Source organism: Streptomyces sp. NPDC042346, from assembly GCF_055581845.1.
Genome location: NZ_JBVJEH010000001.1, coordinates 866545 through 880887 on the forward strand (window position 1 = coordinate 866545; position 14343 = coordinate 880887).

Consider the following 14343-nt stretch of genomic DNA (forward strand, 5'->3'; position numbering starts at 1 on the left):
TGACGTGATTCGAGTCGAGGTGCCCGGGACGCGGGTCCGGGCGGGAGGCGACCGTGCGGCAGGGATCAGTCCGTGCTGGGGTCCTGGTCGAGGTCGAGGAGGCCGAACAGCTCTTCGGCCGAGGCGTTCATGAAGTCCGGCACGTCCGCGCCGTCCCCGTCCCCGGTCCCGGCTCCGACCCCGGCTCCGGTCCCGGCGCCGATCTGGTCCTCGGCCTTGGCGCCTGATCCGGACCTGGACCCGGACCCGGACCCGCCAGGAGTCCCGTTCCCGGCTTCGCCCGTGACCATCGAGCGCAGGGACTGCAAGTGCTCCAGGACCTCTTCGCTCCCGGGGGCGCCCGAGAGGCCCGTCAGCACCAAGGCGCCTTCCAGGCGGGTGAGTTGTGCCAGGAGCGCGTCCGTGTCGGCGGTGCTCCTGGAGGCCGTGGTCCCGGCGTCGGTGTCCTCGGCTCGGCGCGGCAGCTCGGCGTCCAGGTGGGCGGCGAGTGCGGCCGGGCTCGGGTGGTCGAAGACCAGGGTCGCCGGGAGGGCGAGGGCACCGGCGGAGTTGAGCCGGTTGCGGAGCTCGACGGCGGTGAGGGAGTCGAAGCCCAGGTCGAGGAAGCCCCGCTCGGCGTCGATCCGGTGGCCGCGGCCGTGGCCGAGGACCTCGGCCACCTCACAGACGACGAACTCCAGGAGCAGGCGCTGCCGTGCGGACCCGTCCGCGGCGGCGGCCCGTTCGGCGAGTGTGACCGCCCCCGGTTCTTGCGCACCGGTCGAGGCTCCCGGAGTCCCAAGAGCCCCCTGAGTCCCCAGAGCCCCCTGAGTGCCTGAACTCCCCGCCGTCGCCGTCGCCGTGGCGGAGGCCGCGGTCGGCCGGGGCCGGACGGTCCTGGCGCCGACGACGTCCCGGAAGAGCGCCGGGATCCCGGCCGGGTCGTTCCCGGCCGCGTCACGCAGTCCGGCGGTGTCGAGCCGCAGGGGCAGCAGGACCGGGTACCGGCCGTCGCGGAGGGCGGCGTCGAGGAGCGCGGTGCCCTCCGCGTCGCTGATCCCGCCGATGCCCGCGCGGCTCATGCGGCGCAGGTCCGCCTGGCCGAGGCCGCCGGTCATGCCGCTGTTCTCGGCCCACAGGCCCCAGCCGAGGGAGAGGGCGGGGAGCCCGGCCGCCTGTCGGCGGAAGGCGAGGGCGTCGAGGGTGGCGTTGGCCGCCGCGTACGCGCCCTGGCCCGCGCCGCCGAAAGCAGCGGCGGCGGACGAGAACATCACGAACGCGGCCAGGTCGACGCCTGATCCCGAGGTCAGCTCGTCGAGGAGGAACGCCGCGTCCACCTTGGGGCGCAGGACGTGCTCGACGTCCGCCGCCGTCGTCGACGGGACGGTGCCGTCCGACAAGACGCCTGCCGTGTGGACGACGGCGGTCAGCGGGTGCTCGGCCGGAATTCCGGCCAGTACGTCGGTGAGGGATTCCCGGTCCGCCACGTCGCACGCGGCCACCGACACCACCGCTCCCAGGCGCTCCAGCTCGGCCACGAGCTCTCCGGCACCCGGAGCGTCGGGGCCGCGACGGCTCACGAGCAGCAGACGCCGCACACCCCACTCGCTCACCACGTGCCGGGCGACCACTCCGCCCAGACTACCGGTTCCGCCGGTCACCAGGACCGTCCCCTCCGGGTCGAGCCCCGACGCCTCGGCGCCGGTCTCGGGGCGGACGGAGGCCAGGCGAGCCAGCCGGACGGTGCCGTCGTGCAGGGCGAGCTGCGGCTCGTCGCGCAGGCCGGCGTCGGAGAGCACCGACGGAAGAGCCCGGTACGACGGGGCGTCGTCGGCCAGGTCGAGCAGGCCGAACCGGCCGGGGTTCTCGGTCTGCGCGGACCGGACGAGGCCCCAGGCCGCCGCGTGCGACAGGTCCTCGCCGCCGTCGTCGGCGCCGGACCCCTCCGGGTCCAGGACCGCTCCGCGGGTGACCAGGACCAGCCGGGTGCCCGCGAGGTGCTCGTCGGCGAGCCACGCCTGGAGCAGCTCCAGGGTGCGGACCACCGTGCTCCGTACGGTCTCCGCACCGCCGTCGGCGGGACCCGCGGGCAGCGGGGCGAGGACGGTACGGGGCGCCGGGGCGCCCGCCGCCACGTCCCGGGCCAGCGCGGCCAGGTCGGGGTAGACCCCGACCGCGACACCCGCGGCCTCCAGGGCGGCGGCGACCTTCAGCTCGTCCTTGCCGAGGACGGCCGTCGGCCCGTAGGCCGCGGCGGCGTGCTCGCCCCGGCCGGCGTGCTCGTCCCGGCCGGCGTGCTCGTCCTGACCGGTGGCGGTGGCGGTGGGGGCCAGGGCGTACGGACGCCAGGCCACCCGGTGCATCAGCCCGCCGACACGGCCGGCCGCCGCCTGGTCGGAGGTGACCGGGCGCAGCGTGAGGCGTTCCACGGAGACCAGCGGCCGGCCCTCGCCGTCCGTCAGGGACAGCGAGACGGCGTCCTTCCCGGCGGGGGCGAGGCGGACCCGGGCCGCCGCGGCACCGGCCGCGTGCACGGTGACACCGCTCCAGTGGAACGGGACACGGACGCGCTCGGGCTCGTCGACGAGCCCGCCGACCGCGATGGCGTGCAGGGACGCGTCGAGCAGGGCGGGGTGGATGCCGTAGCGGGCCGCCGCCGCGTGCGCGTTCGCGTCCGTGGGCAGGGCGATGTCGGCGAAGACCTCACCCTCGTACCGCCACACCGCGCTCAGGCCCTGGAACAGCGGGCCGAAGGCGAGGCCGTTCCCGTCGAGCCGCTCGTAGAGGCCGTCGAGCGGCACCTCTTCGGCGCCCTGCGGGGGCCAGGCCACTCCAGCGGTCCCGGCGGGCAGCTCCGGCCGGTCGGGCCGGTCGTCGGCCAGGAGGCCGGTCGCGTGGCAGGACCACGGGGTGCCGGCGGGCGCGTCGGCGAGTCGCGAGTGGAGGGAGACGGGCCGTGCTCCGTCCCCGGCCGGCTCGCCGACCGTCACCCGCAGCTCGACGCCGTCGCGCTCGGGCAGCACCAGCGGTTCGCGCAGGGTCAGTTCCCGCACGTCGCGCAGACCGGCGGACTCCGCCGCGTGGGCGGCGAGTTCGACCATCGCGGTGCCGGGCAGCAGGACGCTTCCCAGGACCGCGTGGTCCGCGAGCCACGGGTGGGTGCGCAGCGAGAGCCGGCCGGTGAGCAGCAGGCCGTCCCGGTCCGGGAGGCTGACCACGGCGCCGAGCAGCGGGTGGTCGGCGGTGCCCAGGCCGAGACCCGCGGTGTCCGCCGCGGTGTCGCCGCCCACCGGGGCGTCCAGCCAGTAGCGGTCGCGCCGGAAGGAGTACGTGGGCAGGTCCACGCGGCGCGCCCCGGATCCGGCGAACCAGGCATGCCAGTCCGGTCCGGTGCCGTGCGCGTGCGCCCTGCCGAGGGCGTCCGCGACGGTCTCGGCCTCCGACCGCTTGCGGCGCAGCAGCGCCACGAGCAGCGGCCTGCGACCGTCACCGGGCGCATCGGTGGAGACATCGGCGGCGGTATCGGCGAGTCCGTCGGCCGCCATCGCGGTGAGGACCCCGTCGGGGCCCAGCTCCAGGCAGGTCCGCACGCCGAGGTCGCGCAGGACGCGGACGCCGTCGAGGAAGCGGACCGTGCCGCGGACGTGCCGCACCCAGTACTCGGGGTCGCACAGGTCGTCCGGGCCGGCGGCCCGGCCGGTGACGTTCGAGACCACGGTCAGGGACGGGCGCCGGAACTCCACCGTCTCCAGGACGGCACGGAAGCCGTCGAGCATCCCGTCCATGTGCGCGGAGTGGAAGGCGTGGCTGACCCGCAGCACGCGGGTCCTGCGGCCGAGCCCGGACCAGTACGCCTCCGCCTCCCGCGCCGCGTCGGCGTCACCGGAGAGCACGGCGGCCTCGGGGCCGTTGACGGCGGCGACGTCCAGACGTCCCGCGTACCGCCCGTCGGCCCGGCCCTCCGCCTCCAGCCACGCGCGGATCTCGTCCTCCGCGGCCTGGACGGCGAGCATCGCGCCGCCGGCGGGCAGCTCCTGCATGAGCCGGCCGCGGGCGGCGACCAGGACGGCGGCGTCGGCGAGCGAGAACACCCCGGCGACGTGCGCGGCGGCGATCTCGCCGACCGAGTGGCCGAGCAGCGCGGCCGGCCGCATCCCCCAGCTCTCGACGAGCCGGAAGAGCGCGACCTCCAGGGCGAACAGCGCGCACTGCGTGTACCGGGTCTCGTCGAGCAGCGCGGCCTCCGCGCTGCCCTCGGCCGCGAACATCACGTCGAGCAGGGGCAGTTCGAGGTGGCCGTCGAGCTGGGCGCAGATCTCGTCGAGCGCCCGGGCGAAGACGGGGTACCGGTCGTAGAGCTCACGCCCGGCGCCCGGACGCTGACTGCCCTGGCCGGTGAAGAGGAACGCGGTGGAGCCGTCCCGGGCGGTGTCCCGGTGGACGTGCGCCGAGGTGCCGCCCCGGGCCAGGGTGGCCAGTCCGTCCAGGAACCCGTCCCGGTCGGCGGCGGTCACGGCGGCCCGCTGGGGGAAGGCGGTACGGCTCGTGGCGAGCGCGTACGCGATGTCCCGCAGGTCCGCCGACCCGTCGGAGTCAGTGCCGGCGTCAGTGCCGGCACCGATGCCGATGCCGGCGTCGGCGTCGCTCAGCCAGGCGTGCAGGGCGGCGGCCTGGCCGCGCAGCGACTGCTCGTCCTTGGCGGACAGGATCCAGGGCAGGGGCCCGGGGCGGTACGCCTCCGGGCTGCCCGAGGACACGGAAGCCACAGCGGCCTCAGATGCCTCGAACACCTCAGCCGACCTACCAGACTCGGCCAGCTCAGCCGACCCAACCGACCCACCAGACTCAACCGACCCACCGAACTCAGCCGACTCACTCGCCTCGGGGGCCTCAGGCGCCTCCTCCAGCACCACGTGCGCGTTCGTCCCGCTGATGCCGAACGACGAGACGGCGGCACGGCGCGGACCGGTCCCCGCCGGCCAGTCGATCGGCTCGGTGACGAGGGCCAGGCCGCTGTTCGCCCAGTCCACGTGCGGGCTCGGCTCGTCGGCGTGCAGGGTCTTCGGCAGGGTGCCGTGGCGCATCGCGAGGACCATCTTCATGATGCCCGCCGCCCCGGCCGCGGCCTGGGTGTGCCCGATGTTGGACTTCACGGAGCCGATGGCGAGCGGCCGCTCCGAGGGCCGCTCCTTCCCGTACGTGGCCTGCAGTCCCTGGGCCTCGATGGGGTCGCCGAGCGCGGTTCCCGTGCCGTGCGTCTCGACGGCGTCGATGTCGCCGGGCGTCAGCCGGGCGTCGGCCAGGGCCTGCCGGATGACGCGCTGCTGCGACGGCCCGTTGGGCGCGGTCAGGCCGTTGCTCGCGCCGTCCTGGTTGACGGCGGTGCCGCGGACCACGGCGAGCACCGGGTGCCCGTTGCGCCGCGCGTCCGAGAGCCGCTCCACAAGCAGCAGCCCGACGCCCTCCGCCGCGCCGAACCCGTCGGCGTCCGCGGAGAAGGCCTTGCTCCGGCCGTCCGGGGCCAGCGCCCGCTGCCGGCTGAACTCCACGAACATGTGAGGGGTCGCCATCATCGCCACGCCGCCGGCGAGCGCCATCGTGCACTCGCCGCCGCGCAGCGCCCGCACCGCCAGGTGCAGGGCGGTCAGCGAGGACGAGCAGGCCGTGTCGACGGTCGTCGCGGGACCTTCGAGACCGAAGGTGTACGCGATGCGGCCGGACGCGACGCTGGCCGTGTTGCCGGTCAGCAGGTAACCCTCCACGCCACGCGGGGCGTTCGGGACGCGCGCCGCGTAGTCCTGGTAGGAGAGACCGATGAAGACACCGGTGCTGCTGCCGCGCAGCGAGCCCGGCTCGATGCCGGCCCGCTCGAACGCCTCCCAGGACGTCGCCAGGAGCATCCGCTGCTGCGGGTCCATGGCGAGCGCCTCGCGCGGCGAGACGCCGAAGAACTCCGCGTCGAACTCGGCCGCGTCGTGCAGGAACCCGCCCTCGCGGACGTACGCCCTGCCGAGTGCGTCCGGGTCCTCGTCGTACAGACCCTCCAGGTCCCAGCCGCGGTCGGTCGGGAACGGGGTGATGCCCTCGCCGCCCTCGGACAGCATCCGCCACAGGTCTTCCGGGCTGCGGACGTCACCGGGGAAGCGGCAGCTCATCGCGACGATCGCGATCGGATCGGTGTCGTCGGAACCCTCGACCGAAGCGGAGGCCGGGCCCGAGACCGAGCCCGAGGCCGGCTCCGTGGAGGACTCCTCCTCGCCGAGGAGCTCGGTACGGAGCAGCGACACGAGGGCCAGCGGCGTCGGGTGGTCGAAGACGAGCGTCGCGGGCAGCTGGAGCCCGGTCGCCCGGGTCAGCCGGTTGCGGAGCTCGACACCGGCGAGCGAGTCGAAGCCGATGTCCTTGAAGGCCCGGTCGCTGTCGACGTCCTCCGGCGAACGCATCCGCAGCACGGCGGCGGCCTGCGTCCGTACGAGACCGAGGAGGATCTCCGTACGCTCGCCGGGAGCCGCGGCGGCCAGCCGCTCGGCCAGCGGGTTCCCGCCCGTGGAGGGCGTCCCGTCCGGCCCGGCGGTGGCGGCGCTTTCCCGCGCGTCGATGATGCGCCGCACCTCGGGCAGCTCCTCGACGAGGGGCTGGGGGCGGCCGGAGGAGTACGCGAGGTAGAAACGGTCCCAGTCGATGTCCGCGACGGTGATCGCGGTCTCGTCCCGGCCGAGGACGGACTCCAGGGCGGCCAGGGCGAGTTCGGGATCCATGCCGGGCACGCCGTGGCGGTGCAGCCGCTCGGCCACCCCGTCACCGGCGGCCATGCCGCCGCCGTCCCACGGCCCCCAGGCCACCGACACGGCGGCCTGGCCCCTGGCCCGGCGGCGGGCGGCGAGGGCGTCGAGGTAGGCGTTGTGCGGGGCGTAGTTGCCCTGGCCGGGGATGCCGAGCGTGCTCGACACCGAGGAGAAGAGCACGAACGCGTCGAGGTCGAGATCCCGGGTGAGCTCGTCGAGCACGGCGGCACCGACGGCCTTCGCGCGGTGGGCCCGCCGGACCTGCTCGGCGGTCAGCGTGTCCACGATGCCGTCGTCGAGCGCGCCGGCGGTGTGGATGACCGCGGTGAGGGGTGCGTCGGCGGGGAGGGTGTCGAGGAGGGTGCGCAGGGCGTGGGGGTCGGCGACGTCGCAGGCGGCGATGGTGACGCGTGTGCCGAGGGAGGTGAGTTCGTCGGTGAGTTGGGTGGCTCCGGGGGCTTGGTCGCCGCTGCGGCTGATGAGGAGGAGGTGGTCGGCGCCGTGTTGGGCCGTCCAGCGGGCGGCGTGGCTGCCGAGGGCTCCGGTGCCGCCGGTGATGAGGACGGTGCCGTGGGGCTGCCAGTCGCGGGCGGGACGGCGTCCGTGGAGCGGGGCGCGGGCGAGACGGCGGGCGTGAAGCCCGGTGGCACGTACGGCGACCTGGTCCTCGCCCGTACCACCGGCGAGCACCGCGAGCATGCGGTCAAGGACCGACTCGTCGGCATCCGATGCGCCGTCGTGCGACCCATCGACGTCCGATGCGCCGTCGTGCGGCGGGGCGGCGTTCGCGGGCAGGTCGATGAGGCCGGCCCAGCGCTCGGGGTGTTCGAGGGCGACGACCCGGCCGAGACCCCAGAGCATGGCCTGCTCGGGGTCGGCGGGCGTGTCGTCGCGCCCGACGGAGACGGCGCCCCGGGTGATGCACCACTGCGGCGCGCTGATTCCGGCGTCGCCGAGCGCCTGCACCCAGGCCACCTGCTGCACGAGTCCGTCGAGGAGCGAGACCACACCGGTGAACGGATCGCCGGCCGTCAGCCCGGCGAGCCGGGCGGCGAGCGCCTCGCGGTCGTCGTCCGCGCCTGCTTCCAGCACCACCACCGTGGCGCCGGCGTCGACCAGCGCGGTGAGCACGGCGGCGGCCTGCGAGGAGTGGCCCTCGGGAGTGACGGTGAGCCAGCGACCGGACAGTCCGGTCCGGGCGGTCTCCTCGGCGACGGCGAGGCGCTTCCAGTCGATGCGGTAGCGCCAGTCGTCGCCGGTGGTGAGAGTGGCGGGAGTGTTCTGGAGCCAGTAGCGCTCGGCCTGGAAGGCGTACGTGGGAAGGCCCGGTCGGGTGGCCGTGGCGGGGAGGAGAGCACTCCAGTCGACCGCGAGGCCGTTGGCCCATGCTTCGGCGAGGGAGGTGACGAGACGCTCCCGGCCACCCTCTCCACGGCGGAGGGTGCCGAGTCCGGTGACGGACTCGGGCAGGGCCATGGTGAGGACGGGGTGGGCGCTGACCTCGATGAAGTGGGTGAAGCCTTCGTCGGTGGCGAGCGTTTCGACGGCGGGTGCGAAACCGACGCGGTGGCGGAGGTTGCGGTACCAGTAGGCCCCGTCCAGAACGGCGTCGGTGATCCAGGCGCCCTCCAGCGTCGAGAAGAACGGCACCCGAGGGGCCTGCGGGGTGAGCCCGGCGAGGACCTCGGAGAGCTCGCCCTCGATGATCTCGACCTGCCGGCTGTGGGAGGCGTAGTCGACGGGAATGATCCGCGCGCGGGCCCCGTCCGCCTTGCAGGCGCGGGCGAGTTCCTCGATCTGTACGGGGTCACCGGAGACGACGGTGGCGTTCGGCCCGTTCACGGCGGCGACGGAGAGCCCGTCGAATCCGGCCAGTCGATCGAGTACGGCGGTCTCGCTGAGGGCGAGGGAGAGCATGCCGCCCTTGCCGGCGAGGTGCGCGGCGATCGACTGGCTGCGCAGCGCGACGACACGCGCGGCGTCGTCCAGGCTCAGCGCACCGGCGACGCACGCGGCGGCGATCTCGCCCTGGGAGTGCCCGATGACGGCCTGCGGCGTCACACCGAACCGCTGCCACACCCGCGCCAGCGACACCATGACGGCGAAGGTGACGGGCTGGACGACGTCGACCCGGTCCAGGGAGGGCGCCCCCGGCGTCTGCCGGACGACGGCCTCAAGCGACCAGTCCACGTGCGCGGAGAGCGCGGTCTCGCACTCGGCCATCGCGGCGGCGAACTCCTGGGAGGAATCGAGAAGTTCGGCACCCATCCCGGCCCACTGCGTCCCCTGACCGGGGAACACGAACGCCACCCGGCCCACACCCGAGCCCGTGCCGCGTATCAGCCCCTCCGGGTCGGCGAGCGCCTGCATGAGGTCGCCTCGCCCGGCACCGATCGCCACCGCACGGTGCTCGAACTCCGCACGCCCGTCAGCCAGTACGCGCGCGACCGCGCCCGGGTCCAGGTCCGTCTGACGGTCCGCGTACGAGGCGAGCCGCGAGATCTGCGCGTCGAGCGCGGCAGCGGACTTCGCCGACACCACCCACGGCACCACATCACCCGAAGGTTCAGGGGCCGGAGTCTCCTCGACGGCCGGAGCCTCCTCCAGCACCACGTGCGCGTTCGTCCCGCTGATCCCGAACGACGAGACCGCCGCCCTGCGCAGCCCGCCGTCACCCTTGTCCGGCCAGTCCATGGCCTCGGTGAGGAGCTCCACCGCACCAGCCGACCAGTCGATCTGCTCCGACGGCTCGTCCACGTGCAGTGTCTTCGGCAGCACGCCGTGGCGCATCGCCTGCACCATCTTGATGACACCGGATACGCCGGCCGCCGCCTGCGTGTGCCCGATGTTGGACTTCAACGACCCGAGCCGCAGCGGCTGTTCGCCGTCCCGCCCCTGCCCGTAGGTGGCGAGGAGCGCCTGTGCCTCGATGGGGTCGCCGAGCCGGGTGCCCGTGCCGTGCGCCTCGACGACGTCCACGTCGCCCGGCGCGAGCCGCGCGTCGGCCAGCGCCCGCCGGATGACCCGCTGCTGCGACGGGCCGTTCGGGGCCGTCAGACCGTTGCTCGCGCCGTCCTGGTTCACGGCGCTGCCGCGCACGACGGCAAGGACCTGGTGACCCTTGCGCCGTGCGTCCGACAGGCGCTCGACGAGGAGCACGCCGACGCCCTCGGACCAGCTGGTGCCGTCCGCCGACGCGGCGAACGCCTTCGACCGGCCGTCGCCGGCCAGCCCGCGCTGCCGGCTGAACTCCACGAACATCCCCGGCGTGGGCATCACGGCCACACCGCCCGCGAGCGCCATGTCGCACTCTCCCCGGCGCAGGGCCTGCACGGCGAGGTGCAGGGCGACCAGCGACGACGAGCACGCCGTGTCGACCGTGAGGGCGGGGCCCTCAAGGCCGAGCGTGTACGAGACGCGGCCCGACATCACACTGGCCGTGTTGCCGGTCAGCAGGTAGCCGTCGAGGCCCTCCCCGCCGTCCCGCAGGCTCGGCCCGTACTCGTGCGTCATCGCCCCGGTGAAGACGCCGACCTGCTGTCCCCGCAGGGAGGTCGGGTCGATCCCGGCGTCCTCGACGGCCTCCCAGGAGGTTTCGAGGAGGAGACGCTGCTGCGGGTCCATGGCGAGGGCCTCGCGCGGCGAGATCCCGAAGAACGCCGCGTCGAAACCGGCGACGTTCTCGATGAACCCGCCCTGCCGGACGTACGACGTACCGGGGTGCTCGGGGTCCGGGTGGTACAGCCCCTCCACGTCCCAGCCGCGGTCCTGCGGGAACTCGGAGATCGCGTCCCCGCCGCCCGCGACGAGCCGCCACAGGTCCTCCGGCGAGGCGACGCCACCGGGCAGGCGGCACGCCATGCCCACGATCGCGACCGGCTCGTCGACGGCACCGGCCGCCGCCGTGACAGGAGCCTGCCCGGCTTCGGCCTGCCGCCCCAGGGCCTCGCCGTGCAGCACGACGAGCAGCTGCTCGGCCAGCGCCTCGGGGGTGGGGAAGTCGAAGATCATGGACGGCGCCATGCGTACGCCGAAGGCCGCGTTGATCCGGTTGCGCAGGTCCACGCCGGTCAGCGAGGTGCAGCCGGCCTCACGGAAGGTGCGGTCGACCTCGATCCGGCCGCCCGTCGCGTACCCCAGCACCTGGGCCGTCTGCGCCCGGATCTTGTCCAGGATCACGCGGAGCTGCTCGTCCCGGTCGAGCTCCGCGAGCTCGGCCGCCTCCGCGCGCAGCACGGCGGCCTGCACCGGCAGTTCGGCGGCCGGGGCGAGCTCCGCGATCTCGCCGAGCCAGTAGCGCTCGGTCTGGAAGGCGTACGTGGGGAGGTCGATGTGGCCGGCGCGGTCGGCGGGGCCGGCCGTGGCGGGGAGGAGAAGACTCAAGTCGACCGCGAGGCCGTTGGCCCACGCTTCGGCGAGGGAGGTGACGAGCCGTTCCAGGCCGCCGTTGTCGCGACGCAGGGTGGCCAGACCCGTGACGGTTTCGGGCAGGGCCATGGTGAGGACGGGGTGGGCGCTGACTTCGATGAAGTGGGTGAAGCCTTCGTCGGTGGCGAGCGTCTCGACGGCGGGTGCGAAGCCGACGCGGTGGCGCAGGTTGCGGTACCAGTAGGCCCCGTCCAGAACGGCGTCGGTGATCCAGCCGCCTTCGAGCGTCGAGAAGAACGGCACCTGCGGCGAGCGCGGAGTGAGCCCGGCCAGGACCTCGGCGAGCTCCTTCTCGATGATCTCGACCTGCCGGCTGTGGGAGGCGTAGTCGACGGGAATGACCCGCGCGCGGACGCCGTCCGCCGCACACGCCTGCGCGAGCTCTTCGATCTGTACGGGGTCGCCGGAGACGACGGTGGCGTTCGGCCCGTTCACGGCGGCGACGGAGAGCCCGTCGAATCCGGCCAGTCGCTCGAGTACGGCTGTCTCGCTGAGGGCGAGGGAGAGCATGCCGCCCTTGCCGGCGAGGTGCGCGGCGATGGACTGGCTGCGCAGGGCCACGACACGTGCGGCGTCATCCAAACTGAGCGCACCGGCGACGCACGCGGCGGCGATCTCGCCCTGCGAGTGCCCGATGACGGCCTGCGGCGTCACACCGAACGCCTGCCAGACCCGCGCCAGCGACACCATGACGGCGAAGGTGACCGGCTGAACGACGTCGACCCGCTCCAGCGAGGGAGCACCGGGCGCCTGCCGGACCACAGCCTCCAACGACCAGTCCACATACGCGGAGAGCGCGGCCTCGCACTCGGCCATCGAGGCAGCGAAATCCTCGGAGGAATCGAGCAGTTCGGCACCCATCCCGGCCCACTGCGTCCCCTGGCCGGGGAACACGAACGCCACCCGGCCCACACCGGAAGCCACACCGCGGACCAGACCCTCGGGCGCGGCCAGTGCCGCCGCCAGGTCGTCCCGCCCGGTGCCGATCGCGACGGCCCGGTGCTCGAACTGGGCACGCCCACCGGCGAGTACGCGCGCGACCGCGCCCGGATCCACGTCCGCCTGACGGTCCGCGTACGAGGCGAGCCGGCCGATCTGCGCGTCGAGCGCGGCAGCGGACTTCGCCGACACCACCCACGGCACCACGCCGCCGACAGACGCCTCGCCGAGAGACGCGTCGCCGACAGACGCCTCGCCGACCGAAGTCCCACTGACCGAAGTCCCGCCGGCCGGCGTCTCCTCGGCGACCGGAGCCTCCTCCAGCACCACGTGCGCGTTCGTCCCGCCCATGCCGAACGACGACACGCCGACGACCATCCGCTGCCCGTCACGCTCCGGCTCCCACGGCAGGTACTCCGTGTTGACCTTGAGGTTCAGTTCCTCGAACGGGATCGCCGGGTTCGGGGTCTCGTAGTTCAGGCTGGCGGGCAGCGCGTGGCCGCGGAGCGCCAGGACGGCCTTGATGAAGCCCGCGATGCCGGCCGCGCCCTCCAGGTGGCCGATGTTCGTCTTGACCGAGCCGACCAGGAGCGGCTGTCCGGCCGGGCGGCCGGTGCCGAGGGCGGCGCCGAGCGCGGCGGCCTCGATCGGGTCGCCGACGGGGGTGCCCGTGCCGTGCAGCTCGACGTACCGCACGTCGGACGGCGCGGTCCCGGCCTGCGCGTGGGCCTCCCGGAGCACCGCCTCCTGCGCCGCCGCGTCGGGCGTCGTCATGCCCTTGGCGGCGCCGCCGTTGTTGACGGCGCTGCCCCGGATCACGGCGAGCACCGGGTCGCCGTCGGCGATGGCCCGGGAGAGCCGCTTCAGGACGACGAAGCCGCCGCCCTCGCCGCGCACGTAGCCGTTCGCGCGCGCGTCGAAGGTGTAGGCGCGGCCGTCGGGGGAGAGGCCGCCGAACTTGCTGGCGCCGATGGTGCTGTCCGGCACCAGGTTGAGCGAGATGCCGCCGGCGAGCGCGAGCTCGGACTCGCCCCGGCGCAGGCTCTCGCACGCCAGGTGGACGGCGACGAGCGACGAGGACTGGCCGGAGTCGACCACCAGGCTCGGGCCGCGGAGCCCGAGCGTGTAGGAGAGCCGGTTGGCGATGACGCCCCGGTGGAGTCCGGTGACGGTGTGCGCGGTGATGGCGGCGGCGCCCTGGCGGTGCTTCAGGGTGGCGTAGTCGTCCCAGATGGCGCCCGCGAAGACGCCGGTACGGGTTCCGGTGAGCGAGGACGGGTCGATCCCGGCGCGCTCCAGGGCCTCCCAGCCCAGCTCCAGGGCGAGGCGCTGCTGCGGGTCCATCTCCGCGGCCTCGCGGGGCGAGATGCCGAAGAACGCGGCGTCGAACCGGTCGACGTCCTCGATGAACCCGCCCCACCGGGTGTTCATCCGGCCGGGGACGGAGCGGTCGGGGTCGTAGAGGTCGCCGGCGTTCCAGCGGTCCGCGGGGACGTCGGTGACGGCCTGCCCGCCGGCCGTCAGGAGCTCCCAGAACTCTCTCGGGTCCCGGGCGCCGGGCACCCGGAGGGAGATGCCGACGACGGCGACGGGTTCCGCTGTGCCGTGCGCGGAACCGGCGTCGTTCGACACGGACACGAATTCCTCGGACTCACTCTTGGACACTGTCGACATCTCTCCACGAATCAATTCGGCGCGCACACCACCGGTGGGAAGCACGAGAGAAGGAGTGCTCCGCACGATCGGGTCCGGCAGGGGAAACCCCCGTCGGACCCGCGCTTCCCCCATGTCCCACGCTGCCGCCCCACGCCCTGTCACCGGTGTTCTCGCACCGGTCCTGGTAATTCCGGCTGAAGACATCCGGCTCCGTTTCCGGAAGCCGCCCTTTCACCCAACCCCAGGGCACCCCCCCTATGCTCCCCCTAGGTTCCCCCTATACCTGGCGTCGACCCCAGGCCACGGGTGTCCGGCGGTGCGCGGGACCCCCCTTGTCGGGACGTCCGGGGGTACTGCCCGGAACATGCGGAGCCCCTGCGGTGTTGCGCGTGACTCCCGCTCTATACCAAGGGTCGGTAAATCCGCGCCAGGTAAAGGGCGGGGCAACGGCTCATCCTGATGGATTGGCTTGATTTCATCCCCGACCTGACATATTCCGGCCTTGCGTACGGAGGGGGCGGGTCGGGCGCGGGGTCAACCAGGCTCGTGAGGAGGC

The 14343-nt window shown here is 74.1% G+C and carries 1 protein-coding gene; it reads right to left on the reverse strand.

Annotated elements, in window-relative coordinates:
* Window positions 1-65 precede the first annotated feature (65 nt).
* Complete coding sequence (locus ACZ6K0_RS04110) at window positions 66-13763, reverse strand: SDR family NAD(P)-dependent oxidoreductase (RefSeq protein ID WP_469574984.1); 13698 nt, start codon at window positions 13761-13763, stop codon at window positions 66-68.
* Window positions 13764-14343 lie beyond the last annotated feature (580 nt).